The 25,420-nt window shown below is 61.9% G+C and carries 26 protein-coding genes; 6 read left to right on the forward strand and 20 right to left on the reverse strand.

Annotation, left to right across the window (positions count from 1 at the left end; translation table 11 throughout):
• Positions 1-2: 2 nt before the first annotated feature.
• From cysW to ACPYOI_RS13460, 10 genes are all read right to left on the reverse strand, one after another.
• Positions 3-875, reverse strand: a complete 873-nt coding sequence (gene cysW, locus ACPYOI_RS13415) for a sulfate ABC transporter permease subunit CysW (protein ID WP_481416830.1) — start codon at positions 873-875, stop codon at positions 3-5.
• Positions 865-1,722, reverse strand: a complete 858-nt coding sequence (cysT, locus tag ACPYOI_RS13420; protein WP_481416831.1) for a sulfate ABC transporter permease subunit CysT — start codon at positions 1,720-1,722, stop codon at positions 865-867. The genes cysW and cysT overlap by 11 nt, the downstream gene beginning before the upstream one ends.
• 6 nt (positions 1,723-1,728) lie before the next feature.
• Positions 1,729-2,754, reverse strand: coding sequence for a sulfate ABC transporter substrate-binding protein (locus ACPYOI_RS13425; RefSeq protein WP_481416832.1), 1,026 nt, complete (start codon positions 2,752-2,754; stop codon positions 1,729-1,731).
• Between the two features lie 186 nt (positions 2,755-2,940).
• Complete coding sequence (locus ACPYOI_RS13430; RefSeq protein WP_481416833.1) at positions 2,941-3,999, reverse strand: LacI family DNA-binding transcriptional regulator; 1,059 nt, start codon at positions 3,997-3,999, stop codon at positions 2,941-2,943.
• A 170-nt stretch (positions 4,000-4,169) separates the two neighbouring features.
• Complete coding sequence (locus ACPYOI_RS13435) at positions 4,170-5,234, reverse strand: endonuclease/exonuclease/phosphatase family protein (protein WP_481416834.1); 1,065 nt, start codon at positions 5,232-5,234, stop codon at positions 4,170-4,172.
• Complete coding sequence (locus ACPYOI_RS13440) at positions 5,231-6,034, reverse strand: glycerophosphodiester phosphodiesterase (protein WP_481416835.1); 804 nt, start codon at positions 6,032-6,034, stop codon at positions 5,231-5,233. Before ACPYOI_RS13440 ends, ACPYOI_RS13435 begins: the two co-directional genes overlap by 4 nt.
• Positions 6,035-6,058: 24 nt before the next feature.
• Entirely contained in the window at positions 6,059-6,862 is an 804-nt protein-coding gene (locus ACPYOI_RS13445; protein ID WP_481416836.1) for an ABC transporter permease, read from the reverse strand.
• Between the two features lie 74 nt (positions 6,863-6,936).
• Complete coding sequence (locus ACPYOI_RS13450) at positions 6,937-7,791, reverse strand: ABC transporter permease (RefSeq protein WP_481416837.1); 855 nt, start codon at positions 7,789-7,791, stop codon at positions 6,937-6,939.
• A 13-nt stretch (positions 7,792-7,804) separates the two neighbouring features.
• Entirely contained in the window at positions 7,805-8,824 is a 1,020-nt protein-coding gene (locus ACPYOI_RS13455) for an ABC transporter ATP-binding protein (protein WP_481416838.1), read from the reverse strand.
• A 74-nt stretch (positions 8,825-8,898) separates the two neighbouring features.
• Positions 8,899-10,149, reverse strand: coding sequence for an extracellular solute-binding protein (locus tag ACPYOI_RS13460; protein WP_481422940.1), 1,251 nt, complete (start codon positions 10,147-10,149; stop codon positions 8,899-8,901).
• A gap of 261 nt (positions 10,150-10,410) precedes the next feature.
• On the opposite strand from ACPYOI_RS13460, the gene ACPYOI_RS13465 reads away from it, so the two are divergent.
• Positions 10,411-11,181, forward strand: coding sequence for an inositol monophosphatase family protein (locus tag ACPYOI_RS13465; RefSeq protein ID WP_481422941.1), 771 nt, complete (start codon positions 10,411-10,413; stop codon positions 11,179-11,181).
• Positions 11,182-11,226: 45 nt separating this feature from the next.
• On the opposite strand, the gene ACPYOI_RS13470 is transcribed toward ACPYOI_RS13465, so the two are convergent.
• The 6 genes from ACPYOI_RS13470 to ACPYOI_RS13495 all read right to left on the reverse strand — a co-directional run bounded on the left by ACPYOI_RS13470 (position 11,227) and on the right by ACPYOI_RS13495 (position 16,617).
• Complete coding sequence (locus ACPYOI_RS13470; protein ID WP_481420030.1) at positions 11,227-12,003, reverse strand: anti-sigma factor family protein; 777 nt, start codon at positions 12,001-12,003, stop codon at positions 11,227-11,229.
• Positions 12,000-12,527: an RNA polymerase sigma factor gene (locus ACPYOI_RS13475; RefSeq protein WP_481420031.1), complete on the reverse strand. Its 528-nt coding sequence runs from the start codon at positions 12,525-12,527 to the stop codon at positions 12,000-12,002. The genes ACPYOI_RS13470 and ACPYOI_RS13475 overlap by 4 nt, the downstream gene beginning before the upstream one ends.
• A gap of 63 nt (positions 12,528-12,590) precedes the next feature.
• Positions 12,591-14,045 carry a YncE family protein gene (locus ACPYOI_RS13480; protein WP_481420032.1) on the reverse strand — a complete coding sequence of 485 codons (1,455 nt, stop codon included), beginning with the start codon at positions 14,043-14,045 and terminating at the stop codon, positions 12,591-12,593.
• A gap of 13 nt (positions 14,046-14,058) precedes the next feature.
• The gene (locus ACPYOI_RS13485) at positions 14,059-14,529 is read right to left on the reverse strand and encodes a DUF305 domain-containing protein (RefSeq protein ID WP_481420033.1); all 471 of its coding nucleotides are present in this window, start codon (positions 14,527-14,529) and stop codon (positions 14,059-14,061) included.
• A 348-nt stretch (positions 14,530-14,877) separates the two neighbouring features.
• Positions 14,878-15,555 (reverse strand): 2-dehydro-3-deoxy-6-phosphogalactonate aldolase, encoded by a 678-nt coding sequence (locus ACPYOI_RS13490; protein WP_481422942.1) that lies wholly within the window; start codon positions 15,553-15,555, stop codon positions 14,878-14,880.
• 123 nt (positions 15,556-15,678) lie between these two features.
• Entirely contained in the window at positions 15,679-16,617 is a 939-nt protein-coding gene (locus tag ACPYOI_RS13495; protein WP_481420035.1) for a methylenetetrahydrofolate reductase, read from the reverse strand.
• A 112-nt stretch (positions 16,618-16,729) separates the two neighbouring features.
• On the opposite strand from ACPYOI_RS13495, the gene ACPYOI_RS13500 reads away from it, so the two are divergent.
• Genes ACPYOI_RS13500 through ACPYOI_RS13520 form a run of 5 tightly spaced genes read left to right on the forward strand, consistent with a single transcriptional unit; the run spans position 16,730 to position 21,704 of the window.
• Positions 16,730-18,109 carry an aminotransferase-like domain-containing protein gene (locus ACPYOI_RS13500; RefSeq protein ID WP_481422943.1) on the forward strand — a complete coding sequence of 460 codons (1,380 nt, stop codon included), beginning with the start codon at positions 16,730-16,732 and terminating at the stop codon, positions 18,107-18,109.
• A 19-nt stretch (positions 18,110-18,128) separates the two neighbouring features.
• Positions 18,129-19,133 carry a carbon-nitrogen hydrolase family protein gene (locus tag ACPYOI_RS13505; RefSeq protein ID WP_481417789.1) on the forward strand — a complete coding sequence of 335 codons (1,005 nt, stop codon included), beginning with the start codon at positions 18,129-18,131 and terminating at the stop codon, positions 19,131-19,133.
• The gene (locus ACPYOI_RS13510) at positions 19,121-20,551 is read left to right on the forward strand and encodes a cytochrome ubiquinol oxidase subunit I (protein ID WP_481417788.1); all 1,431 of its coding nucleotides are present in this window, start codon (positions 19,121-19,123) and stop codon (positions 20,549-20,551) included. Before ACPYOI_RS13505 ends, ACPYOI_RS13510 begins: the two co-directional genes overlap by 13 nt.
• A 5-nt stretch (positions 20,552-20,556) precedes the next feature.
• The gene (cydB, locus tag ACPYOI_RS13515; RefSeq protein WP_481417787.1) at positions 20,557-21,564 is read left to right on the forward strand and encodes a cytochrome d ubiquinol oxidase subunit II; all 1,008 of its coding nucleotides are present in this window, start codon (positions 20,557-20,559) and stop codon (positions 21,562-21,564) included.
• On the forward strand, positions 21,564-21,704 hold the full coding sequence (locus tag ACPYOI_RS13520) for a DUF2474 domain-containing protein (RefSeq protein ID WP_481417786.1): 141 nt from the start codon (positions 21,564-21,566) through the stop codon (positions 21,702-21,704). The genes cydB and ACPYOI_RS13520 overlap by 1 nt, the downstream gene beginning before the upstream one ends.
• Before the next feature lie 57 nt (positions 21,705-21,761).
• Here the strand turns inward: ACPYOI_RS13520 and ACPYOI_RS13525 are convergent, their stop codons facing one another.
• From ACPYOI_RS13525 to ACPYOI_RS13540, 4 genes are all read right to left on the reverse strand, one after another.
• Complete coding sequence (locus ACPYOI_RS13525; protein ID WP_481417785.1) at positions 21,762-22,247, reverse strand: DUF934 domain-containing protein; 486 nt, start codon at positions 22,245-22,247, stop codon at positions 21,762-21,764.
• Entirely contained in the window at positions 22,234-24,246 is a 2,013-nt protein-coding gene (locus ACPYOI_RS13530) for a DUF2849 domain-containing protein (protein ID WP_481422944.1), read from the reverse strand. The genes ACPYOI_RS13525 and ACPYOI_RS13530 overlap by 14 nt, the downstream gene beginning before the upstream one ends.
• A 37-nt stretch (positions 24,247-24,283) precedes the next feature.
• Complete coding sequence (locus ACPYOI_RS13535; RefSeq protein WP_481422945.1) at positions 24,284-25,099, reverse strand: aminotransferase class I/II-fold pyridoxal phosphate-dependent enzyme; 816 nt, start codon at positions 25,097-25,099, stop codon at positions 24,284-24,286.
• A gap of 48 nt (positions 25,100-25,147) precedes the next feature.
• Positions 25,148-25,420, reverse strand: a 273-nt coding sequence (locus tag ACPYOI_RS13540) for an ABC transporter permease (protein WP_481422946.1), incomplete at its 5' end; no start/stop codon positions are given.

Here is a 25,420-nt window from a genome sequence, read left to right on the forward strand (position 1 = left end):
CTTCAGTGCCGCCGGCTGGCGGAGATTTCCGCGCTGTATCGCAGTTCGAGCAGCGTCTTCAAAACAAGGGTCACAAGGGCAAGCAAGGTAAGCAAAGCCGCAACGGCAAAGGCGCCGGTGAAATTATACTCGTTGTAGAGAATTTCCACTTGCAGCGGCATGGTATTCGTCTGGCCGCGGATATGCCCGGATACAACGGAAACGGCACCGAATTCGCCCATGGCGCGGGCGTTGCAGAGCAGAACGCCGTAGAGCAGCCCCCATTTGATATTCGGCAGCGTGACATGCCAGAAGGTCTGCCAGCCGCTGGCACCCAGCGAAAGGGCCGCCTCCTCATCCGCCGTACCCTGTTCCTGCATCAGCGGGATCAGCTCTCGTGCGACGAACGGGAATGTGACGAACATGGTGGCAAGGACCAGCCCCGGCACAGCGAAAAGGATCTTGATTCCGTTGGCATCGAGCCACTTTCCGAGATAGGCGTTGGCGCCGAAAAGCAGCACGAAGACGAGGCCCGAAATAACCGGTGAAACGGAAAAGGGCAGGTCAATCAACGTCGTCAAGAAGGCTTTGCCCTTGAACTCGAACTTGGCAATCGCCCAGGCTGCAGTCACCCCGAAGATGAGGTTCAACGGCACGCTGATCCCGGCGACGATGAGTGTCAGCCAGATGGCGGAGAGTGTTTCGGCATCTTGCAGCGCCTCGAAGAACGCACTCCCGCCCTTACGGAAGGCCTCGACGAAGACAGCAGCCAGCGGCAGCAACAGCATGAGCAGCAGGAAGACCAGGGACAGGGCGATGAGCATCCAGCGGGCGAGCCTGGTTTCGGTGATAACCGAGCGCACCTTGGCCGAGCGAGCGATTGTGTCAAATGCCATGACCATACCTCCGCCGGCTCCAGCTCTGGATGAGATTGATGACAAGCAGCATGCTGAACGAGATGATCAGCATCACCGCTGCGATGCCGGTCGCTGCTGCATAATTGTATTCCTCCAGCTTAATGACGATCAGCAGCGGCGCGATTTCCGATTTGAACGGCAGGTTGCCGGCGATGAAAATAACCGAGCCGTATTCGCCGACGCCGCGGGCGAAAGCCAGCGAGAAACCCGTCAGCGCGGCAGGCGCGAGACCGGGAAGCAGGACGCGAAAGATCGTCTGGAAGCGGTTGGCTCCGAGGGTCGCGGCGGCTTCTTCCACCTCCTTGTCGATCTCTTCCATCACCGGCTGCACGGTGCGCACGACAAAGGGCAACCCGACAAAGACAAGAGCGACGACGATACCAGCCGGTGTAAAGGCAATCTTGACGCCGAGCGGCGTCAGAAACTGGCCGACCCAGCCGTTCGGGGCATAGAGCGTCGTCAAAGCAATGCCGGCGACGGCGGTCGGAAGGGCGAAAGGCAGGTCGACCATTGCATCGATCAGGCGCTTGCCGGGAAAGCGATAGCGCACGAGTACCCAGGCAAGGATGACGCCGAAAACTGCATTGATGCAGGCCGCGACAAAGGCGGCGCCGAAGCTGATGCGAAGTGCGTTCAGCGTGCGCGGGTCAAAAGCGATCGACAGGAACTTTTCCCAGCCCAGTTCGCTCGAACGCCAGGCGAGGCCCGAGAGCGGGATGAGGATCAGAAGGGTGAGCCAGGTCAAGCTAAGGCCGAGCGTTATTCCAAAGCCTGGAATGACGCTCGGCTTTCTGAACCGCCACCACGTGGGGCTATGTGCTCTCATGCGATATTATTGGGCCGGCTTGTAGATTTGGTCAAACACGCCGCCATCCGCGAAGAATTTCGGCTGCGCTTCTTTCCAGCCGCCGAAGTCATCGATGGTTGCAAGCTTCAGGTCCTTAAAGCGGGCAATGTCCGCCTTGTCGGCTGCTTCGGGCTTGGTCGGGCGATAGAAATGCTTGGCAGCGATTTTCTGCCCTTCGTCCGAGTAGAGATAGTTGAGATAGGCTTCGGCAACCTTGCGCGTGCCCTTCTTGTCGGCGTTGGCGTCGACGACTGCGACCGGCGGATCGGCACGGATGGAAAAGGAGGGCGTGACGATTTCGAACTGGTCCGGACCGAGTTCCTCCAGCGAGAGATAGGCTTCGTTTTCCCAGGCGAGTAGAACATCGCCCAGACCGCGCTGCACGAAGGTCGTCGTGGCGCCGCGAGCGCCGGTGTCGAGAACCGGAACATGCTGCAGGAGTTTCGATACGTAGTCCTGGGCCTTGGCGTCATCACCGCCGTTTGCCTGCTTGGCCCACGCCCAGGCAGCGAGGAAGTTCCAGCGTGCGCCACCCGAGGTCTTCGGGTTCGGCGTGATCACCTGAACGTCATCCTTGATCAGGTCGCCCCAATCTTTGATGCCCTTGGGGTTGCCCTTGCGAACGAGGAAAACGATAGTGGAGGTGTACGGCGTCGAGTTATTTGGGAACTTGGTCTTCCAGTCGGCGGGGATCTTTCCCGTAGCCTTGGCGATGGCGTCGATGTCGCCCTCGAGCGCCAGCGTCACCACATCGGCCTCAAGGCCATCGATGACCGATCGGGCCTGTGCGCCGGAGCCGCCATGCGAAGTCTGGATCGTAAGGGTTTCGCCGGTGTCCTTCTGCCACTTGGCGGCAAACGCGGCGTTGAAATCCTTGTAGAGTTCACGCGTAGGGTCATAGGACACGTTGAGAAGCGTCTGATCGGCCAGAGCCGGGGCGGCGGCGCCGATTGCGACGCTTCCTGCAAAGACCGCGGCCGCGAGGAGCCGGGTAATCCGAATTGACTGCATGGGAACCTCCTTCGTTTCTGCGGAAACTCTATCAACTTAGTCGTATAATGAAACGAAAGTTCTTCCGGTTCCAGAAGGGCCGCTAGAATGCCATGCCATTTGAAGGGCAAATCTGAAATGGACTTCCCGTACCCACGGTTGCCAAGCTAACCACCGGGAAGTCGCGGCGGTCTCAGTTCGAATCCGTCAAGGGGTCGGTTTCGTCGTTGAACGTTGAATGATTTTTGGCAGGCAATAGACGACCCCGTCCTCACCGATCCGGTGAGGACTAGTCGAACAGAAAGCGTCCTGCGGCCTGTGTTGATGCAGGTTAATATAGTGGACCATCCGGCCCACCATTTCGCTGAGCGGCTGTTCGAACGTGGTCAGCTGATAGGGCAGCCAGGAAGAAGCCGCGAGATTGTCGAAGCCGAGGAGCGACAGGTCGGCAGGAATGCCTGTCTGGCCGCGCACGCCATCCATGAAGCCGAGGGCCAAAGCATCATCGGTCGCAAAGACGGCATCCGGCCTTTCATGATGGCGAAGCCCATGAAATGCCGCGGCGCATTCCTTGCCGGCTTCCATCGTCATCGCTTCATTGTGCCAGATGACCGCGGATTCGCCACGTGAACGGATGGCCTCGACGAAGCCCTGCGTACGGAGCGCGCTTGCCCAGTTACTCTGCGGCCCGCTTAGAACAAGGAATTTTCGCCGGCCTTCTTCAATCAGGAGCGAAGCTGCCATGGCGCCGCCGTGCTGATTGTCGGTCGCCACGGAAAAGGCATCGGGATGGTTGGCGGGGCGGTTGAGGGTTGCCAGAAACTGGCCACCGGAGATAATCGCCTCGGCCCGGCGCGCCCGAATATCACCCGCCATGACAATGACGCCGCGCGTCCGCCATTCCATCGTTTCGCCAAGCAGACGGTCGACGTCATCATCGTTCTCGGCGTAGAAGAGCAGCGGCTTTAGATGCCATGCCTGGATGGATTTCAGCAGATGGGAGAGGACCTGGGCTCTCCAGTCGAAATTCAATCGCGCCGTGACGACGGCGACAAGCGGCGCGTCTCCGGTGACCACGCTGCGGGCCAGCGCATTCGGATGCCAGCCAATGTCTTCGGCTACTTTCAGAATCCTGGCACGCGTTTCGGGCGATATGCGGCCTTTTCCGGAGAATGCCCGGCTGACAAGAGCCTGTGACACGTTCGCCGCCCTGGCGACGTCGTGAGAGGTGACAGAGTTGGATTCTTTGTTTTTATTCTGAACCATTGCTTTGCACCCCGGCAGTTATTCCCGTCACCATTCATTGCTGCCGGCAGTCGTCCGCATAACTCTCATTCCCGACAAAGCCGCCGGGCGAGAATCGTCTCATAACGCGTAGAGTACCATGGTTGTAGAGGGATGTCGTGACAACCGTGTCACGACATCCCGTCAGCAACTTAGATCAGCTCGATTTGCACCATCAGGCACTCGTGATCCGAGGAGGGCGTCCCGTCCGCCTTCAGCGCCGGGATGACGGCCGGAAGAGATGCCTTCAGACCGCGACTGAAGAACCAGTCGATCTTGCCGAGCACGCGTTCGGCCGGATCGTCCGGCCGCTCGGTCGGTGCACCCGGAACATTGCATCGCGTCCAGTCATATCCTCGCTGGGCCATCAGCGCGAACAGCGGCTCGTACGGCTCGACATCCACGCGCCGCCGGGGATCGGCGGCAAGCGCTGCCGCAAGCTCCAATGCGGTCTCCCGCCGGGAGAACGCCGACGTGTTGAAATCGCCGCCGATCAGAACCGGGGCACCCGGGTCATAGCGGTCGATGACATCAAGAAGATGTCCAGCCTGAGCGGCTCGATGCTCCGGGTCGGAATGGCTTTCGAAATGCGCCGCAACCAGAGTCACTTTGGTGCCGTCGAGTTCGATCTGCCCGCCGATCGCCATCCGGCCCCCGACACGCGGTTCCTCCCGCTCCCAGCCGAACCATTTCCCTTCGGCCTCCAGCCTGACCAGGAACGGCCGGCTCAGGGTCAGATCGGTGACGATGCCGTTGCCGTGAAAGCCGAGAAGGTTGGTCTCATGCGCGTGCGTGACCCGTTCTTCCGGGTCGCCGCGATCGAGCTCGATGAATTCGATGCCGTAAGCGTAGCCATGACCAAATCGACCCGCGAGCTCCGCGATCCGATGGCTGTTGCCTGATCGCGCCATGCCCTTGTCGATTTCGGTCAGCAGCATGACGTCCGGAGCGAGCTGCGCCAGGGTATCGCCGATTGCTTGAAGATGGCGCAGCCGCTCCACGTTCCAGCTTGCCACCCTGAGCGAGCCGCGCGCACCCGTGCGCTGCGGCGCATTCCCGCCGATTTCGATCTGGCGCAATGCCGGAATGGAATCGAAAGCGGCGGCAAAGGTTGCGGCATCGGTGGGGCCATCGCGGAGGCGCTCGCGCTCATCGAGAGGAACCACAGCCAGCTCGGACACCTGTTCGCCCGCAGGAAAGGCGATCCATTCGCTCATTTCGCGACACCTGCCGCCTTGAGCTTTGCCAGGAAACCGACATCGTCACCGGAAATGGTATCGACCACGCCGTCTGCGACATAGGACGGAATCGGTGCAAGCAGATCGACGCCGAGCGCCTTGTAGCGGTCGTAGTAGGCCGGCCGCTGCAGGTGGAACCGCACGGCGACGCCGGCCTTGTGCAGGGCGACCCCGTCCTCCGGCCTGAACATCTGATGCTCGATCGAAAGGGAGTCGAGACGCGCTGCTTTCGCGACGCCGACGAAGTCGGCATGGCGGGCATGGGTGATGCCTTCGGTGCGAACGCCGGGCAGGGCATCCTTCATATCCCGCAGGAAAGCGTGGTCGAAGGAGATCATGACGAGATGGTCGGAGCCAGCAGTCTCGGCGAGAACCGCGCCGAGGCGCCGGACGAACCGGTCCGTCTGGCGGGCTTCCTTGACCTCGACTACGAGACCGAAATCATAAGTCTTCGCAAATTCAATCGCTTCGGCAAGCGTCGGGATACGTTCGCCGGAAAAGCGGCCGTCCAACCAGCTGCCGGCGTCCAGCTTCCGGATGTCGGTGAGGCTTTTGGCGGAGACCAGACCGGTACCGTTGGTGGTGCGGTCGAGCGTCTGGTCGTGCATCAGAACAATCTCGCCATCTTCCGTCAGCACGCAGTCGATCTCTGCTGAATCGCCACCGTGCTCGCGGGTGGCGACGAAAGCGGCGATCGTGTTTTCCGGCGCGCCGATCGAGTGGCCGCGATGGCCGCAGACATGAACGTCGGCAGCGTTCTGCGCGAGAAGTTTGAACATTGAATTCTCCTGTATGTGAAGGGATCAGAGTTTGCCCATGCCGGCGGCGAGCGCGCTTTCGTTGCGCAATGCACGTTCGGCAAGCATAAAAATGACGACGGTGGGGGCGAGCAGGATGAAGGTCACCACGGCCGCGTTCGGAAAGATCAGCACCTTGCCGCCGAGGACCGCCCAGAGCTTTACGGTCAATGTCTCGACCTGCGGGGCGCCGACGATGAAGGTCTTCTCGAACTCCTCAAAGCTCGAAATGAAGGATAGAAGGCCGCCGGCGACGAAGCCCGGCCAGGTGAGCGGCACGACGATTCGAAGCGCAACCTTGAGCGGGCTCGCGCCCAGTGTACGGGCAGCATGTATGAGATCCATCGGCAGGTTCTCCAGGGTCGCCGCCAGGATTCGGATCATGAAGGGAAGCGTGCCGATGGTTTGCGCAAGGATGACGCCGGGGATGGTATAGGCGAGGCCGATGCGGAAGAAGACAAAGCCGATGCCGATCCCGACGACCAGGCCGGGAACGATCAGCGGCGCCAGCACGAACATCTCGACCGCGCGCTTCGCCTTGAAGGGGATCTTCGCGAGCGCGAAGGCGGTCGGGAGGGCAAGGATGGCCGAGAGGATCATGACCACGGCCGATATCGAAAGGCTCGTGAGGATGCTCGCAATCAGGCTGCGGTCCTGAGTGATCGCCTGCCAATGCACGAGGGACAGACCGCGCGGCAGGATATCGGGCGCAAACCATCCGCCCTTCGGATCGACCAGCGACCACAGGAGTGCGACGACCAGCGGTGCCAGCAGCGTCAGGGCGAGAGCGGTATAGAGGCCGACAGACAACCACCATCCCTCTGGGACTCGACTGCGCCTGATAGCTGCCCGATCCAGGCGTGACGGAAGTGAAACGGCAATCGTCATCGGGTCTCTCCGCTGATGCCGGTGCGCATACCGGACGTGATGCGATAATAGATGACCAGCACGAGGCATGCGACGATCGAGAGCATGATGCCCATCGCCGATGCACTCGCCCAGTCGTTCTTCTCCAATGCGTTCTGGTACATCCAGATCGACAGGGGCTTGGGATATATCGGCCCGAGCAGGGAAGGCACGGCGAAAGCCCCGGTCGTTCCAACGAAGACAAGCAGCGTGGCAGCTGTGATCCCCGGCAGCGCGAGCGGCAGCTCGACGCGGCAGAAGACGGTGAAGCGATTGCCGCCGAGCGTGCGCACGGCATGTTTCAGATCGTGTGGGATCGCGGCAACCGAGCCGCCGATGATCAGCGTCATGAAGGGGATCGATTTCCAGGCCGTGGCGATGATCACCCCCAGCGCCCAGGGGTCGCGCACCAGCTTCGGCAGCTGCAGGTTAAGGGGCTGCAGCAGCCGCGGGATCTCCCCGCCGCGGTCGAACAGCGTCATGACGATGAAAGCGGCCACGATTGCCGGTACGACGAGCGGTATCTTGTAAAGCGTCTGGAACAGCCGCTTGCCTGGAAAACTCTCCTGCAGGAGGACGGCGAGCGGCACGGAGATGACGAGGCTGACCAGCGTCGGTGCGACAGAAATATAGATCGAGAACAGCAAACCGTCTCGATAGACGCTGTCGGTGAATAGCGACCGGTAGTGCTCCAGTGTGAAGCCGTTGCTGTCCCCGAGGGCGCCGAGACCGACGCTTGCCAGAAACGCGAGGGCAAGTGGCAGCCCAAAGAAAAGAACAAGAAATCCGACACCGGGCAAAAGCAGCAGCAGAAGGGCAGCCATGCGGTTCATTCCTTCACCTCCGTCACGAGAGCACGTGCAGATCGTCGGGGAGGCCGATGGCGACGCGCGTCCCGACCGGAAGGATTTTCGCGCCGCGCCCGCTCGCCCGTGCCCGCATCGTTAACCCGCCGACATCGAGCTTGTGTTCGATATCCGCGCCGAGGAAGGTTACGTCGGTCACGACCGCGGGGCCTATGCCCGCCGCTTGGATGGAGATGTCTTCCGGTCGGATCGAGAGGTCGAGCCGGCCGGTCTGGCCGTTCCATCCGGCCTGCTCCTCGCCCCACGGGAAATGGATGGTGCCGTCCGAGGCCGTAGCGGCGAGAATATTTGTCTGGCCGAGAAATTCGGCGGTGAAACGCCGCCTGGGCGTCTGGTAGAGGTCGCGTGGCCCACCTTCCTCGACAATGCGCCCGCCGTTCATGACGACGACGCGATCGGCAAGGGCGAGCGCCTCGGATTGGTCATGCGTGACATAGATCGTCGTGATGCCAAGGCGACGCTGCAGATTTCGGATATCCTCACGCAGGTGCTCGCGCAATTTGGCGTCGAGGTTGGAAAGGGGCTCGTCGAGGAGCAGGACATCCGGTTCGGTAACCAGTGCCCGAGCTAGGGCGACGCGCTGCTGCTGACCGCCGGAAAGCTGGCGCGGATGACGCTTGGCGAGTTTTGCAAGATCGACCATGTCGAGAACGGTCGCGACGCGCCGGCGCATCTCGTCGCGCGGAACGCGGCGCATCTGGAGTCCGAAGGCGATATTGGCTTCGACTGTCATATGCGGAAAGAGTGCGTAGGACTGGAAAACCAGGCCGATATTGCGATGTTCGGGCGGCAGGCCATCGACGCGCCGGTTCCCTATCGCGATCTCGCCGCTGTCAGGTTCCGCGATGCCGGCAATCATCCGCATCACTGTCGTTTTGCCGCACCCCGAAGGCCCGAGAAGGGCAACGAATTCGCCCTCGGCGACATCGAGGGAGAAATTGTCGACCGCCAGCGTGGCGTTGAATCTCTTATGGAGGTTGGCGAGGACAACATGCGCCATGATCTGCAGCTCCAAGGATGAAGAAGGATGGAAGGGCCGCGGTCGGCGGCCCTTCCCTGAGGTTTCGAAGAGAATCAGCTGCCCTGCAGGATGGTCTCGACAAAACGCTTGGCGGCGGCGTCGGAGATCGTGCCGACGATGCGCGGGCGCGCATAGTTCAGATACTGTTCCTGCGGCACGAGGCGGTTGGTCACGTCCGACGTCAGGGCCTTGTCGATATCGAGCTTCGTACGGGCCGAGCGTGATCCGTTGACGGTGAGCTTGTAGAGCTGGATCTCGTCCGACATCAGGAAGTCGAGGAAGAGAAGGCCGCCGGCGACGTGGGTTGCGCCAGACGGCATCATGGCGCCATCGCCGTCGCCGACTTCGCCATCGGTGAGGAGGCGGGCCTTGACGGTCGGCGGCAGCAGACCGCGGCCGGTGAAGTCATAGACCTCGTCTTCCCATACAGTCGCCACTTCAGCCTGGCCGTTTGCCATCAGATTGAGCGAGTCCGTATTGCCGTTGGTGAACTCGACGTTGGGGCGCAGCTCCTTGAAATAGGCAAGGACCGGGTCCAGGCAGGGGCCGTTGGCCCAGGCAGCCGCGTCGGCTTCCGTGACGGTGTAGTCATAGAGGCGAGCCTGACAGTCCTTGGTCGTCATCGCCAGGATGGCGCTTTCGAGGAAGCCGATACCGGAACCGCCACGCGTCGGGTCGGTGACGACCATCTTCTGCGGGTTTGCCTTGGCGAAGGCGAGCAGTTCGGCAAAGTTCTTCGGTTCGGTGCCATTGGGGAAGGCTCGCGTATCGTAGCCGATTGCAGTGACGTTGCGGTGGTAGGGCGCGACCTTGCCGCCGTGGACGTAGCCGCGCGAAACGGTCGCCGCATTCTCTTCAAGGTCCGGGGCGCTCGGCAGCATGGTGTTAAGCGGCAGATTGGCGATTATGCCGGCCTGATCGGCGACGCGGACCGAGCCGTTGGGCATCCAGAAGACATCAACGGGCGAAGGCTGGCCGGCCTGCTTGGCGGCGATCAGCTGCTGTACGGCCTGTTCGCCGTCGACCTGATGATATTCGACCTTGACGCCGTATTTCGCTTCGAAGCGGCGAATGATCTCGGCAAAGATGACGTTTTCCGATTCGCCGAAATCATAGAAGCTGATCTGGCCTTCCGCCTTGGCGGCCGGGACAAGCACGTCGTAGAAATTTGCGGGTGTCAGTGCCTTCAGATCCACATTGGTCTTGATGTTGAAGTCGGGTCCGCCCACGGGTTCGGTTGCGCCCGCCTGTGCATAAGCCGCACAGAGAAGCGTTGCTGTCATGAGTACAGTGCGAAGTTTCATTGCGTCCACCTTTTGCGCTGTTGGCACGTTTTGATGACGGCAACGAATAAGGTGGTAATACGAATTACCGTTGAAGGTTCGGTGACAATTTGATGAATAATGCAGGGTAAGCCGAGCCCTTCAAAAGTAAGACTTTCATCAAACTGTCATTTGACAAGCCGCCTGCTTTAGGCGCCATTCGCGCCCCTACGACATTCATGCATACGTATGAGCATGGCTTTTGTATTTACGTCACTGCTTCAATTTAAAGCGAGATACCCGATGCTAGTCCACGAAATCAGCGAGTTGGCTGCTCAAGCAGGAAACTTGGCACTGTCGCGTCAAAAGACGCTGTCAGAACTATCCGTAACGGCCAAGGGCCACCTTGATTTCGTCACCGATGTGGATCGTGCGGTGGAGGAGATGATTGCGGCCGGGATCGGTCGACTCTTTCCTGATGATGGCATCCTGGGAGAGGAAGGACGAAGCCTGTCGGGCATATCCGGCCGTACCTGGATCATCGACCCGATCGACGGAACGCATAACTTCGTTCGGGGTGGTTCCTCCTGGGCCGTGTCCATCGGCCTGGCGTCGGATCGCCCGGTCGCCGCAGCCCTGAATGCCCCAGTCGAGCGAACCATGCTCGTGGCCGAAGCGGGAAAGGGCGTCTGGCGAAACGGGGAAAAGCTGCCGGCACGCCGGACACCCGCCGAGCTCAGTATCGCCTACACCGGCGTTTCGACCTGGATGTCGACGGACAACGATCGCTGGCTGTCAGGTTTCGTGCGCGACGAACTGGGGCTGGCCGATCGGCGGACGGGATCGGCGGTGACCGGTCTGATCCCTGTCATCCTCGGCGAGGCCGATCTCTATATCGGCTTCGGGGAACATATCTGGGACGTGGCGGGCGCGGCGATCATAGCGGCGGAGGCCGGCTGTGCTCATTCGCTCGACTGGTCTGCCGGTCTGCCGCAGGGGCCGTTTACCTTTGTCTGTGGAGAGCCGGCATTGGTGGAGCGCACGTCGAGAGCGCTGGAGATGCGGCGTACTTGAATGGATCATGCCCAGTGGGCCTTCTCACGGGTAAGAAGTCGCCGATCAAGCACCCAGCTCGGCCTGGCGACGAATGTCGTCTGCGAGCGGGTGCAATAGATCGGGTGGTAATGCGCCGACAAGGCTATAACCCATTCCGTTCGCCGCCCAGCTCCATCCGCCGACCTCGCCCTTGGAAAGTGCCGTCATCGTCTTGTTCTGGTCGACTACCATCGGACGGGTCAGCATGACGAGGCGAGAGCCACGGTCGTTGTCGTACATCAGCATCAGCCCGGCGCCGTGCGGCGTGGCGATGAGACGGCCGCCCATAAGGCGATAGCCGGACTTCGAAAGGTCCGGCAGCACCGGCTTGCGGCCCATGCGCTGCGTCGCCCAGTCGACCAGTTCGGCCATGTTGTCGGCGCGCAGCTCGACCGGCCTTACCCTGTCGGAGGCATAGGTCGCAAAGCTGTCGGATGCTTCGCGTGCGAGCGCCAGAACGCCCTCGCTCGGCGGCTGGTAGAAATCGTGCAATAGCCAGCCGCCGGAACCGCCCGCCACGAGAAGCACGGTCGCAGCGGCGGCCACGCGCCAAAACGGAGCCCGGCCTCGGGTGCGCGTCTCCATCATGCGGCTCAGGTTGAGGCGGCTCGGTACCGGCTCTTCCAGAACGGGATCGAGTGCTGCCCGCAAATCGAGACGCTGCCTGCCGTAGCTTTCGATCCGCGCGGCAATTTCCGGATGCGCATCCAGATAGGCCGAAACCTCGGCTTCACGCACCTCGTCGAGCGCACCGTCGACAAAGCCGTGAAGATCGTCCTCGGAGATCGGTTTCACGCTCATTTCACTCTCCGAAGGTGTGCGGCAGGCCCTCGTGCTGCCTGTCCCGGATTTTCCAGTATCTGCCGCAGCCGCTCTCGCGCCCGCGACAGCCGTGACATCACAGTGCCGACGGGGATCGCCAGCACCGCGGCCGTTTGCGAATAGGACAGATCCTCGACGGATACCAGCAGAAGCACGCTGCGCTGCTCATCCGGAAGTTTATCGAGCGCCTGGAGGATATCCCGGCGCATCAGGCTGTCCTCCTGCGTCGGCTGCCGGGCGAAGGCGCTCTCATCCACCTTTTCAAATGGCACGTGCTCGCCGCGACGGACCGTCTGCCTCAGGCGGTTAACGGCGAGGTTATGAAGAATGGCGAAAACCCAGGTGCGCGGATCGTCGCTGCGGCGGCGATGCCAATGGGCTATGACCCGCTCCAGGCAATCCTGGACGAGATCGTCGGCCGCAGCCGTATCCCGCAGCAGGCCTCGCGCATAGCGGCGCAGTGCCGGTATCATCGGCTCGACAAGCTGCAGAATGTCACTCATGAGAGTTTCGCCTTCAGGAGCTTTCACCCGCCACCCCTACCACGGGCGGCGGGCGGAAGGGATCTACTTCGCCTCGACCTGAACGACGTCGCCAGGCCCTTTTTCACCAGCCGCCGCGACGACGAGATAGCGGCGCTCCGCCTTCCGGGTGCTCTGGACGATCTGACGGATTGGTCCGACGGCGTTGACGATCGCCGAGCCGGCCGGATTCGTGATGAACGAAGCCAGCGGCTGAAGGTCACCGGTGCCGTCGGACCGCGTCGAGAGCGCAAGAATGTAGGGTTTCTTGGGTTGTAGACCGGTTACCGACGCCTGCAGCACCTGCGACAGGCCCTGATCGAAGAGGGAGACGCTGGTAGGTGCGACAGCTTCCTTCGTCTTCGGAGCCCGCAAGGTCAGGTGAACCGCCTGTCCGGCAACACCGAGCGGCTGCAGATTCTGCATGCCATCGCCCTCGGGCACTGCGTTCGGGACGTAGTTCACCGCCTGCGGTGCCTGTCCGATCGGAATGGTGGCGATCACCTTGTTCGTCAGCGTGTCGATGGCGGCAAGTGCATCGGCATTTTCGAGACCGACATAGACGCGGGTGCCGTCGCCGGACGGCCAGACGCCATGCGGAAGGTTACCGACCGGAATTGTAGCAACCTGCTCGAAAGTGTCGGTGCGATAGACCTTCACCTGGTTGAGGCCGCCGACGGTGATATAGGCGAACTCGCCATTGGCGTTGTGAACGATGTTGACGTGGTTGGTGATCGGTCCGGTATCGATCGTCTTGATGAGATCGAAAGGCGCCTCGGCATTGAAAACCTGCGCCTTGCCGACATCCTTCAGCGTGAACCAGACCTGCTTGCCATCAGGTGTCGCCGCAATGTTGGGGCAGAAGGGGCTTTCCTGCTTGATATGGCCGACAATCTGATGGTCGGCGACGGAAATGACGACGGTCTCCGGATTGAACGAGGAGCAGATGTAGCCGTATTTGCCGTTCGGCGAAAAGATCTGCATGCCGGGACCGGCCGGAACCTTGATCTGCAGCTTTTCCTCGTAGGTATGCGCATCGATGACGGAGATATAGTCCTCGCCGCGAACCGTGACCCAGACCTCATTGCCATCAGGTGTGAAGAAGGCCTCGTGCGGCGAGCGGCCGACATAGGTGGTGCGCTTGACGGTGTTGGTTGCCGTATCGATGAAGGTCACCGAATTGGAGCCGATGGAAACGACAGCAAGGGTCTTGTGGTCTGGCGAGAACCCCATCCCATGGACGAGGACCTGCCCCCGATAAAGCGGGCTCAGATTGCCCGGCTGCGGATCGCCGAGCTTGATGACGCCGAGAAGCTTGTTGGTGGCGGGATCGGTGACGGAAACCGTGTTGGAGAACTGCTCGGCCGCATAGACACGATCCTTGCTGCTGACCGGAATATCCGGATCGGAGGCAGCACCCGGCGCCTGGCCGGCGAAGCTCGTCAGGGGCGCCAGCATCGTGCCGGCGAGAAGGCTGAGAGCGAGAAGGGTAGGCTTCATGACGGGGTCCTTTTCAATTGCCCATTTTCATGTCGGGGTCCATGCCGGGCATGGAGGAGGAGGCGGGGGCCTGCGGGGAGACCTGCGTCGGCGCGGGCTCCGACGGAGGGAGCGGATCGCCGAGGGCCAGCCGCATGGCGGCGATTTCCTGCTGCTGGTCGACGATAATTTCCTGAGCGATCCGCTTCAGCTGCTCATTGCTGCCGTAACGCAGGTAGGCCTGCGCCATATCGATCGCGCCCTGGTGATGCGGGATCATCATCTCGACGAAATCGCGATTGGCGTCACCGGTCGGCTTGACCACCATGCCGTTCATCATCTTGGTCATCGCCGCATCGTTTTCGCTGATGAACGGGGCCTCGTCGCTGGTGGTGGACGATGCTGTGCGCCGAGCATGCTCTGCCGGGTCATGGGCAAAAGCGGGGAACGCAAGCGAGACCACAAGCGCGGTGGCGGTGATCCGTCTCGTATGTCGTGCAATCATGCGGGTCTCCCTGAGGGCTGAAGAGCGGGTTCAGGGAGGTAGACAACGCGGGAGCGGGATTATTCCGCCGGATCACAAATTTTCCGGGTCAGACGAGATCCTGCCTACCGCAGCGGGCAATGGCCGCATCGCGTGTAAGAGATACGATCGCGGTTATCCCGCCAGGTGCTTTCGCGTATCAAGTACTTTCGGAGTTCGTTTCCGTCAGAGCAGTCCAGACAAAGGCGGTCGCTGATCGCGGCCAGCCTTGGATCGCCTGTGACTGCTCTTTGGACCTCATCCAGAGTGCGTAACCGACGCTTACAATCGCTGTAGCCGGTATTCGGTATCGTCGGGCGCTACTCTTTCTTATGCGCGTGTCTGGTGGTGGGAGATCTCACGCCAGGTGCTGACGAAGGCGACGGCGCTGTCGGCTATTTCCTTCAGCGATTTCCCGGGGCGGTAGAGATTGCCGCCAACACCGAAGCCGCTTGCGCCGGCCTCAACCCAGGAAGCCATCGCCTCCGGCGTGATCCCTCCTGTCGGCAGGAGCGGAATGTCGTTGGCGAAGACGGCGCGCCAAGCCTTGAGAACAGACGGCGACATAGACTCGGCCGGAAAAATCTTGAGACCATCGGCGCCGGCATCGAGCGCCGCAAAACCCTCGGTTGGCGTGGAGACGCCGGGAAAGCAGGCGAAGCCATGCTTGCGCGCTGCGCGGACGACGGCCGTATCCGCATGCGGCATCACAATCAGCCGGCCGCCGGCATCGCCGACACGAGAAACGCTGTCCGGCGACATGACCGTGCCGGCACCGACCAGCACTTCGCTGCCGAAGCGGCGGGCGAGCCGTTCGATGCTGACATAGGGGTCCGGCGAGTTCAATGGCACCTCGATCAGCCGAAAGCCGGCCTGGATGAGGGTTTCCGTCACGCTCTCAACCTCTTGCGGCGTGATCCAGCGCAAGACCGCGATGAGAGGGCAGGCCTGCAGCGCTTCGCGTAGTGCGCTGCCGACGATTGATGGCGGTTGCAAGGCGGTAGTCATTTTGTACGGTCCTTTTTATGTTAGCCATACATAAGCCTGCATGGCTGCGATCGAGTGCTTCGCCCGTGGGCTGCTTGGCCGACGAAGATCTGAGGTGACGATCGCCGCGCGATCGACCAGGGCCTACCCAATCGACGGCGCTGCGATAGAGGGAGGGCCGTCAACGTCGCCGTCCGTAAGGGCATCAATGGCGGCATGGCGTTGCGTCAGGAAGCCCGTCATCCACCGCACGCTGTCGAGGATACCCCCGAAGGGATAGAGATGGAAAAGAACTGGACCGAATTGGCGACCTTCAAGACCGTCAAGAAGCCGGTCGGCAAAGCGCTCCGGACCGGCTCGATGAAGCAGGTTCGTCAATGAGAGACCGTATTGACGAAGAACTGCCGCCGATGTGGCGACACCGAATTGCCGGGCAAAGCGGGTCAGCTTGCCGACGTCGGCCGGTCCCGGCACACCGACCCTCACGGGAACGTCGATGCCGAAACCGCGAAGCTTTGCGATCCAATCTACGATGGCACTCGCGTCGAATCCGAATTGCGTGGTGATCTCGATCGAGCAGCCGGCCTCTTTCAGAAAGGTGATCTTCCACCGGAGCGCATCCCACAGTCTGTCGTTTTCGATCTTCGGATGCCCTTCCGGGTAGCCAACGATCCCCGCATGCCGGATCGCGTGACGCTCGAGCACGTGGCTTCCAAGAAGGAAGAGGGAATCCACGTATGGGCCGGCCGGCACCGCCGGGTCTCCTCCCACGAACATAAACCGTCGTGGGTGTGCGGCTCCGATCAACCCGGCGACCAGATCATCCAGGTCCTCGCGGGATCGGATCCTCCTGGATGAGATGATCGGGACCGGCTCGAAACCGCAGTCGCGAATGATCCGGGCGGCCTCGATGCGCTGCTGATGCGTTTCGTTTCCGAGGAAGGCGATGTTGATCGGCGTTCCTGCCGGGATACTCTCTCTGGCCGACTTGATTTGGGCAATGTCTTTGCCGGTTATCTCCAGCGTATAAAGAGGACGCTTGGCGGTCCATCGCCCTTGAGCATCTATATGGAGGTCGTGCATCCTCATCTCCGCGCGTTGCCGAGAAGCGATCTTAAATTTATTGCTTTCATCTACGCCCCATACATGGTAGACATAATGTATGTCAATAAGCCATACATATGGAGTGAGCCAGATGTGGCGACCGCGGTTGGTTGAAGGCGCCCGCATGAAATATCTCGGGATCGTCGAGGCGCTTGAGGCCGATATTCGGTCAGGCCGCGTCGCGCGCGGCGAGCGCCTGCCGCCGCAGCGGGCAATTGCCGAGGTGCTGAATGTCGATCTGACCACCGTCACACGGGCTTTCAACGAGGCCCGGAGGAGGGGGTTGGTCGAAGCGCAGGCCGGAAGGGGGAGCTTCATCAGCGAAACTCTGGAGGCGAACAGTTCGTCCGAGGGCTCGTCGCCCTTGATCGATCTCAGCATGAATATCCCGCCTCAGCCGCAGGCCGCGAACCTTCGGAAGATCTTTCCGCAGGGGATTTCCGATATATTGGCCGGCTCGCGAGGCTTGCTGAACCTCCACTATCAGGAGAGCAATGGCGCGGATCTGGACAGGCAGGCGGGAGCCAATTGGCTCGGGCAGAGGATAGATGGCGCGACTGCTGATCGCATCGTCGTTGCCGGAGGCGCGCAGAGCGCCCTGTTCGCAATTTGCGATCTGCTGCTCAGCCGCGGTGATGTCATTGCTGCCGGCGCGGTCACCTATCCCGGCCTGAAGGCGGTCGCCATGCAGAAAGGAATTCTCCTGGAGCCGCTGGCCATGGACGATCAAGGCATCATTCCTGATGCCTTCGAAAAGGTCTGCCGCGAGAAGGGGCCGAAAGTCCTCTATCTAATCCCGACGATCGACAATCCGACGACGGCCACGTTGCCAGAAGAGCGGCGGCGGGCGCTTGCCGCGCTCGCGCGCAGGCATGGCGTTGCGATCATCGAGGACGATCCCTATGCGCCGTTGCGTCCGGAGCGTCTCGTCGCCGTGGCGGAACTGGCGAGCGACATCACCTGGCACATCGCCACGCTCTCGAAATGCGCAACGCCCGCACTGCGGGTTGCCTATGTGGTGGCACCGAATGCCAGCCAGGCACTCAGGCTCGCCGGCGTGCTGCGTGCGACGATCCTTATGGCTCCGCCCCTGATGTCCGCGCTGGCAAGCCGTTGGATCTCGGACGGGACCCTCGAGGGGATTGCGGATGCCATCCGGGCAGAGAACGTCGAGCGCCAGAAGCTGGCGTCATCTATCTTCAGGGACATTCCTTTTGCCGCCGATCCGCATGGGCATCACCTCTGGCTGCGTTTGCCCGATCATTGGCGTGCAGCGGATTTTGCCGAACATGCCGATCGCGCCGGGGTCTCGATCGTAGCAAGCTCTGCCTTCGCGACGAGCGCGCATCCGATCGAGGCTGTCAGAATATCGCTCGGCGTCGCTCCGGATCGCGGCGCGCTGGAAGACGCGCTCACCTTGCTTTCCGGCCTGATTGCACAGCCGTCGCTGGCATCCAGGGCCGTCGTTTAGGTTTTGGGGGATCATCGTCATGTCCGATATTTTCAAAGCCGCCGTCATCCAGGCCGCACCCGTGCTATTCGACACGCCGAGGACGATCGCGAAGCTTGCCGATCTCACCCGCGATGCCGCAGGGAAGGGGGCTCGGCTGGTCGTGTTTCCCGAGGCGTTCGTCGGTGGCTATCCGAAAGGCATTGACTTCGGGGCGCGGCTCGGCATGCGCAGCCCCGAAGGCCGCGAGGACTTCCGGCGCTATCACGAGAGCGCAATCGACGTGCCCGGCACCGAGGCGGCACGGCTTGGCGAGATCGCCCGTGACAACTGTGTTCATCTGGTCGTCGGCGTGATCGAGCGGGACGGCGGAACGCTTTACTGCACGTCTCTCACCTACGGACCATCGGGCCGGCTTCTCGGAAAGCATCGCAAGCTGATGCCGACGGCGCTCGAACGCCTCGTGTGGGGCTTTGGCGACGGCTCGACGATCGGTGTCGCCGATACGCCGCTCGGCCGTATCGGCAGCGTCATCTGCTGGGAAAACTACATGCCGCAGCTGCGCATGGCGATGTACGCACAAGGGGTCGAGCTCTATTGCGCGCCGACGGTGGATGACCGCGATACATGGCTGCCGACGATGCGGACGATCGCACTGGAAGGGCGATGCTTCGTCATCTCGGCCTGCCAGTATTTCAGGCGCGACAACGCGCCGCTGGACTACGCGCCCATTCAAGGAGATGATCCTCGGACAGTGCTCATTCGCGGCGGCTCCTGCATCATCGACCCACTCGGAAATATCCTCGTCGAACCCGACTTCACGGGAGAGACCATCAAACTTGCCGAGATCGACCGGCGGGTGATTGCGCGCGGCAAGTATGACCTCGACGTCGTGGGGCACTACGCCCGTCCCGATGTCTTCCGGCTGTCAGTCGACACGCGGCCGAAGTCGGCGGTGGCGTTCGAGCCGCAATCGAACAAGGGCTCCGATCTGGGACCTGCCATCCCTGTCGAGCCGAAGGAGGATACGTTATGTTCGGATTGACGGCACTGGAACTGGCGCGCATCCAGTTTGGCTTTACGATTTCCTTCCACATCGTCTTCCCCGCCATCACCATCGGGCTCGCCAGCTATTTAGCCGTGCTCGAAGGTCTCTGGCTGTGGCGGCAGGAGGCGGTCTACCGCGACCTCTATCATTTCTGGTCGAAGATCTTCGCTGTCAACTTTGCGATGGGCGTCGTCTCCGGCCTGGTCATGGCCTACCAGTTCGGCACCAACTGGAGCTATTTCTCGTCTTTCGCCGGCAGCGTCACCGGACCACTTCTCACTTACGAGGTGCTGACGGCCTTCTTTCTCGAGGCCGGCTTTCTCGGTGTCATGTTGTTCGGCTGGAACAAGGTCGGTCCCGGGCTGCATTTCTTCGCGACGATCATGGTGGCGCTCGGCACGCTGATCTCGGCCACCTGGATTCTGGCCTCCAACAGCTGGATGCAGACGCCGCAGGGCTTCGAGGTCATTAACGGTCGCGTCGTGCCGGTCGACTGGCTGAAGGTGATCTTCAATCCCTCCTTTCCCTACCGTCTGGCGCACATGACGATCGCCGCCTATCTCACGACCGCACTTTTCGTCGGCGCCTCTGGCGCCTGGCATCTGCTGCGGGCGAACGCTACGCCGGCGGTGCGCACCATGCTCTCGATGGCGATGTGGATGGTGCTCGTCGTGGCGCCGATCCAAATCCTGGTCGGCGACCAACATGGCCTCAACACTCTGGAGCACCAGCCGGCCAAGATCGCCGCTATCGAGGGTCACTGGGAGAACATACCTGGCGAGAGCGTGCCGCTCATCCTCTTCGGACTGCCCGACATGGCGGCGGAAACGACGCGCTTTGCGATCGAGATCCCCTATCTCGGCAGCTTGATCCTCGCCCATGATATCAACGGCCACATTCCGGGCCTTAAGGAGTTCGCGCCGGAGGACCGGCCGAACTCGGCGGTCGTCTTCTGGACTTTCCGGCTGATGGTTGGTCTCGGCGTGCTGATGCTGCTGCTTGGCCTCTGGAGTCTCTATCTGCGCTGGCGGGGCGGACTTTATTACTCAAGACCGTTTCTGCGTTTCGCGACGCTCATGGGCCCAGCCGGCGTGATCGCCATCCTTGCCGGCTGGCTCACCACGGAGATCGGGCGGCAGCCATGGGTGGTCTACGGCGTGATGCGGACGAAGGATGCGGTCTCGAACCATTCGGCACTGGCGCTCTCGACGACGCTGATCATGTTCGTCATCATGTACTGTGCTGTCTTCGGCACCGGCGTCAGCTACATGCTGAAACTGGTCGTCAAGGGACCGCAGCCCTTCGACGAACATCCGCCGCACGACAAGGTACAATCGCAGCGGCCGGCGCGGCCGCTTTCTGCGGCACCGGACAACGTCGATTCGGCGGCTGACGCCGGACGGAAGGAGGCTTGACGGCTATGGGCATCGATCTTCCCCTCATCTGGGCCATCATCATCGGCTTCGGTCTTATGATGTACGTCATCATGGACGGTTTTGATCTCGGCATCGGCATCCTGTTTCCATTCGTCGCGAGCCGCGAGGACCGGGATACGATGGTCAATACCGTGGCGCCGGTCTGGGACGGCAACGAAACCTGGCTCGTCCTTGGTGGCGCGGCCCTGCTTGCCGCCTTTCCGCTCGCCTATTCGGTCATCCTTAGCGCGCTCTACCTGCCCCTCGTCCTGATGCTGGCGGGGCTGATCTGGCGCGGCGTCGCCTTCGAATTCCGCTTCAAGGCAGATGAGGCCCACAAACCCTTCTGGGACAAGGCCTTTGCCTGGGGCTCCTATATCGCGACCTTCTCGCAGGGCGTGTCGCTCGGCGCCTTCATCAACGGTTTCGAGGTTACCAACGGCGCCTATTCCGGCGGGCTGCTCGACTGGCTGACGCCGTTCAGCCTGTTCACCGGTCTCGGCCTTCTCGTCGCCTATGCGCTGCTCGGCTCAACCTGGCTCGTCATGAAGACGGAAGGGCCACTGCAGCAGCGCATGAAGGACCTTGCTCGGCCGGTGACGCTCGGCCTGCTTGCCGTCGTCATCGTCGTCAGCGTTTGGACGCCGCTTGCCCATGCTCCGGTTGCCGACCGCTGGTTCTCGCTGCCGAACATGATCTTCTTTGCGCCGGTGCCGGTCCTCGTGCTGCTTGCGACGCTCGCGACCCTCAGAGCCTTGCAGCGCGACTCCCACGCAGGACCCTTCTTGCTGGCGCTCGTCATGCTGTTTCTCGGCTATAGCGGCCTGGGGATCAGCCTGTGGCCGAATATCATCCCGCCTTCGATCTCGATCTGGGATGCCGCCGCGCCGCCGCAGAGCATGGGCTTCACGCTGGTCGGCGCGCTTTTCATTATCCCCTTCATCCTCGCCTATACCGCCTGGTCCTACTACGTCTTCCGCGGCAAGGTGAGGCCGGGCGAGGGCTATCACTGATGCCGGACGCGACCACCCGCAAAGACTGGTTGCGCCGGTTTGGCTGGCTCGTGCTGATCTGGACCGCGAGCGTCGTCGCGCTTGCGGTCGTTGCCATGCTATTCAGGCTGATAATGGGCTTTGCCGGATTGACTGTGTAGCCGCCCGATGCCCGCGGGTGCGAATGGAGGCGGCTCATCGCGGCCTCCGGAATGGGTTCAATTCCCGCGTTTCACGAGCCGCTGCAACAGCGGCTGGGGACGTTCGCCTTCCGCCGCGCTGGCAGAACTTGCCTGCTGCCATTGTGCAGGTGGATGCTCGGCGGGGGTTACGATAGACGTGAAACCACATTGCGCCAGCAACGGAAGCTGATCCGGGAGGATGTGGCCAATGGCTCGGACATCGCCCATGAAGCCATGGCGCTGCCGCAGCGAACGGGCCGCGGTAAAGCCGCGTCCGTCGCGGAACTTCGGAAATGGAATGACCACCAGATCAATCTGATCGAGAAACGGCGCCACAAGGTCCGGCGAGGTCTCCGGCGACAGCAGAATGCCGGCCGGTCGTGCCTCAAGGGATACCGCACCGAGTTCCTGCAACACATCGAACGATGCGATCCGGTACGGCCCGAGCGAACCTTGTTCACCTGCTTCCGGATAGATCCAGCGATCGGGAATCTCGTTACCCACTTGATTAATCAGCGCCATAGACGGCCTCCTTGAAGGGGGTTGCGCCGAGCCGCCGGTAAGTGTCGATGAACGCCTCGCCCCCGATGCGGTTGCCGAGATAGGCATCGACGATAGCCTCGATGGCATCGACGACATTTTCGGAGGCGACGGACGGGCCGATGATGCTGCCGATCGACGCCCTGTCGTCGGCCGAGCCGCCGAGGGTGATCTGGTAGACCTCCTCGCCGTTCTTGTCGACGCCGAGAAGGCCAATATGGCCGACATGGTGATGGCCGCAGGCATTGATGCAGCCGGAGATGTTGAGATCAATCGCCCCTATCTCCTGCTGGCGTTCGGGATCGGCAAAACGCTCGGCGATGCGCTGCGCGACGGGAATGGAGCGTGCGGTGGCAAGACTGCAATAGTCCATGCCCGGGCAGGCGATGATATCGGTGATCAGCCCGACATTGCCGCTCGCAAGCCCGGCTGCAACCAAGCCCTTCCAGAGGGTATGCAGATCGTCCTTGCGTACATGCGGCAGCACGAGGTTCTGTTCGTGGGAGACGCGGATCTCGCCGAAGGAATGCCGGTCGGCAAGATCGGCGACAGCCTCCATCTCTTCGGCACTGACGTCGCCCGGGATGCCGCCGACGGGCTTCAGCGAAACGACGGCTGAGATATAGCCCGCCTGCCGGTGCGGATGCGTATTGGTTTTCACCCAGGCGCGAAAGGCGCGATCCGCGGCAAGCGCCCGCTCAAGCTCTGCCGAATGGCGCAGCAGGTTCTCGAAAGGCGGCGGAACGAAGCGAGCGGCGACGGCTTCGACGATCTCGTTTTCCAGCACGCAGTGATCGGCCGGCAGGCCAGCGAATTCTTCCTCTATCATCCGGATGAAATTCTCCGGCTTCATCTCGCGCAACAGGATCTTGATGCGGGCTTTGTAGATGTTGTCGCGTCGGCCAAGCGCATTGTAGACGCGCAGGATCGCCTCGACATAGCGCAACAGGTCGCGAACCGGCAGCCAGTCGCGCACCTTGGTGCCGACGACCGGCGTGCGGCCGAGACCGCCGCCGGCATAGATGGTGAAGCCCGGTTCGCCAGCGGCATTGCGGCTTGCCAGGATGCCGATGTCGTGTACCCGCACGGCCGCCCGGTCCTTAGGGCTGCCGGTGATGGCGATCTTGAACTTGCGTGGCAGGTAGGTGAATTCCGGATGATCGGTCGACCATTGCCGGAGGATCTCGGCATAAAGGCGCGGATCGACCACTTCCTCGGCCGCAGCCCCGGAAAAATGGTCGGTCGTGACATTGCGCACGCAATTGCCGCTGGTCTGGATCGCATGCAGGTCGGCTTCGGCCAGGATCGCCAGGATATCCGGCGCATCCTTGAGTCGCGGCCAGTTGAACTGAATGTTCTGGCGTGTCGTGAAATGCCCGTAGCCGCGGTCGTAGTGCCGGGCGACATAGGCAAGCTGGCGCATCTGCGCGGCGCTGAGCACGCCATAGGGCAGGGCGACCCGCAGCATATAACCATGAAGCTGCAAATAGAGACCGTTCATCAGCCTGAGCGGCTTGAACTCCTCCTCGCTGAGTTCGCCGGCAAGCCGCCGGTCCACCTGGCGGCGGAACTGTTCGGCGCGGTCGCGCAGGAACTGCCGGTCGTACTCGTCATAGCGGTAGATGCCGGCGTAGGGCGAAACCGAGGAGGCTGAGGGCGGTTCCGGAAAGGGCGGCTCCGCCCATTGCGCGGCCGGTGCCTTCTTCGCCAGGTCGGGGCGCACGCTCGGGCCGCTGCCCCGCAGGCGTTCACGCCTGGCGCTTGCCCTCCATTCCCCGCCTGTTTCATCGGCGCCGATCTCGCGCACGTCGACGACGATATTGCCGCGTTCGCTGAGGCGGGCGGTCTCCAGAGATGCGGCAAGCCCTCCCTCATCGATGGGCATCGCCTTCTCGATCTCTTCGGTCCAGCGCTCTCTGGCGTCGAGCCAGACGGCAACGCCATCGGCGAGCCGGTTGGCGGTAATCAGGTGTGCGGGCATATCCGTCCCTCCCTTTGCAAGAAACCAACGTAAGAAATCAGGCTGCCGCCCGACGGCCGTGCCAGCCGAGCCGGTCGCGCACGTCGATGAGGCCTTCGACCAGGGCGCGCATGTGCGCTTCCGTGTGGAAGGGCGTCGGCGTGATCCTCAGACGTTCCTGGCCCCGTGCTACCGTCGGATAGTTGATCGGCTGGACATAGATGTTGTGACGGGCGAGCAGCAGCTCGCTGGTCTGGCGGCACAGATGCGCATCGCCGATGATCAGGGGCAGGATGTGGCTCGGGCTGTCGAGGACCGGCATGTCCGCCGCCTCCAGCATCGCCTTGAGCTGCCGGACATTCGCCTGCTGCTCCGCCCGCTCCTCGGGATGGGCCTTCAGGTGCTGCACAGCCGCAAGCGCCCCGGCGGCGAGATGCGGGCACATGGAGGTGGTGAAGATGAAACTGTCGGCAAAACTGCGCACGACGTCCATCAGCAGCGCCGGCCCGGTAATATACCCGCCCATGACGCCGAAGGCCTTGGCGAGCGTTCCCTCGATGATCGTCAGCCGCCCGGCGACGCCCTGCTGCTCGGCAACGCCGCCGCCATGGGTACCGTAGAGGCCGACGGCATGCACTTCATCGAGATACGTGATGGCGCCGTGTCTCTCGGCGACGTCGCAGATGGCGCAGCGCCCAGATTTCCCGCATCGAAGCGATTTGCAACCGCAACCTATCTCCCAGCGCAAAAGCGCTAATGATAGAAGCCGGGGTTGATATGGCCTCTCGCCGCCCTTGAAGCCAGCAATGCGAAGTTTGCGATTGTTTTCTTGGTTCGTGGACCCCGCAAGTTTCACGATGATGGGTGCGCGCATGGTTTGCCGCCAATATGGCGATCGAGGGGGCAAGAGCTGCGAGCTGAGTCACTCCAGTCTCCTTCGAAACAGCCATGACGCGGTGCTGAGGGTTCCGGCAGCGATCAGGCCGAGCGGCCATGTTTGGCGCCAGACCTCGCTGAACGGGATGTCCTTGAGGAAGATGCCCTTTACGATCACCAGAAAGTAGCGCAGCGGGTTGATCAACGTGACCGGCTGCAGCCAGTCCGGCATGTTTTCGATCGGTGTGGCAAAGCCGGAAAGAAGCATCGCCGGCACCATGAAAAGAAAGGCGCCGAGGATCGCCTGCTGCTGTGTCAT

Source organism: Rhizobium sp. SVR5-2C, assembly GCF_056755115.1.

Excerpts from the sequence above, each read along its gene's own strand:
- ACPYOI_RS13525 (WP_481417785.1), bottom strand. The coding sequence starts at position 22,247 with ATGGCGCTGATTAATCAAGTGGGTAACGAGATTCCCGATCGCTGGATC.
- ACPYOI_RS13465 (WP_481422941.1), top strand. The coding sequence starts at position 10,411 with ATGCTAGTCCACGAAATCAGCGAGTTGGCTGCTCAAGCAGGAAACTTG.
- ACPYOI_RS13505 (WP_481417789.1), top strand. The coding sequence starts at position 18,129 with ATGTCCGATATTTTCAAAGCCGCCGTCATCCAGGCCGCACCCGTGCTA.
- ACPYOI_RS13530 (WP_481422944.1), bottom strand. The coding sequence starts at position 24,246 with ATGCCCGCACACCTGATTACCGCCAACCGGCTCGCCGATGGCGTTGCC.
- ACPYOI_RS13455 (WP_481416838.1), bottom strand. The coding sequence starts at position 8,824 with ATGGCGCATGTTGTCCTCGCCAACCTCCATAAGAGATTCAACGCCACG.
- ACPYOI_RS13490 (WP_481422942.1), bottom strand. The coding sequence starts at position 15,555 with ATGACTACCGCCTTGCAACCGCCATCAATCGTCGGCAGCGCACTACGC.
- ACPYOI_RS13440 (WP_481416835.1), bottom strand. The coding sequence starts at position 6,034 with ATGTTCAAACTTCTCGCGCAGAACGCTGCCGACGTTCATGTCTGCGGC.
- ACPYOI_RS13535 (WP_481422945.1), bottom strand. The coding sequence starts at position 25,099 with ATGCGCGCACCCATCATCGTGAAACTTGCGGGGTCCACGAACCAAGAA.
- ACPYOI_RS13485 (WP_481420033.1), bottom strand. The coding sequence starts at position 14,529 with ATGATTGCACGACATACGAGACGGATCACCGCCACCGCGCTTGTGGTC.
- ACPYOI_RS13430 (WP_481416833.1), bottom strand. The coding sequence starts at position 3,999 with ATGGTTCAGAATAAAAACAAAGAATCCAACTCTGTCACCTCTCACGAC.
- ACPYOI_RS13480 (WP_481420032.1), bottom strand. The coding sequence starts at position 14,045 with ATGAAGCCTACCCTTCTCGCTCTCAGCCTTCTCGCCGGCACGATGCTG.
- ACPYOI_RS13475 (WP_481420031.1), bottom strand. The coding sequence starts at position 12,527 with ATGAGTGACATTCTGCAGCTTGTCGAGCCGATGATACCGGCACTGCGC.
- ACPYOI_RS13435 (WP_481416834.1), bottom strand. The coding sequence starts at position 5,234 with ATGAGCGAATGGATCGCCTTTCCTGCGGGCGAACAGGTGTCCGAGCTG.
- ACPYOI_RS13460 (WP_481422940.1), bottom strand. The coding sequence starts at position 10,149 with ATGAAACTTCGCACTGTACTCATGACAGCAACGCTTCTCTGTGCGGCT.
- ACPYOI_RS13425 (WP_481416832.1), bottom strand. The coding sequence starts at position 2,754 with ATGCAGTCAATTCGGATTACCCGGCTCCTCGCGGCCGCGGTCTTTGCA.
- ACPYOI_RS13495 (WP_481420035.1), bottom strand. The coding sequence starts at position 16,617 with ATGCACGACCTCCATATAGATGCTCAAGGGCGATGGACCGCCAAGCGT.
- ACPYOI_RS13520 (WP_481417786.1), top strand. The coding sequence starts at position 21,564 with ATGCCGGACGCGACCACCCGCAAAGACTGGTTGCGCCGGTTTGGCTGG.
- cysT (WP_481416831.1), bottom strand. The coding sequence starts at position 1,722 with ATGAGAGCACATAGCCCCACGTGGTGGCGGTTCAGAAAGCCGAGCGTC.
- cydB (WP_481417787.1), top strand. The coding sequence starts at position 20,557 with ATGGGCATCGATCTTCCCCTCATCTGGGCCATCATCATCGGCTTCGGT.
- ACPYOI_RS13470 (WP_481420030.1), bottom strand. The coding sequence starts at position 12,003 with ATGAGCGTGAAACCGATCTCCGAGGACGATCTTCACGGCTTTGTCGAC.
- ACPYOI_RS13510 (WP_481417788.1), top strand. The coding sequence starts at position 19,121 with ATGTTCGGATTGACGGCACTGGAACTGGCGCGCATCCAGTTTGGCTTT.
- ACPYOI_RS13450 (WP_481416837.1), bottom strand. The coding sequence starts at position 7,791 with ATGAACCGCATGGCTGCCCTTCTGCTGCTGCTTTTGCCCGGTGTCGGA.
- ACPYOI_RS13500 (WP_481422943.1), top strand. The coding sequence starts at position 16,730 with ATGTGGCGACCGCGGTTGGTTGAAGGCGCCCGCATGAAATATCTCGGG.
- cysW (WP_481416830.1), bottom strand. The coding sequence starts at position 875 with ATGGCATTTGACACAATCGCTCGCTCGGCCAAGGTGCGCTCGGTTATC.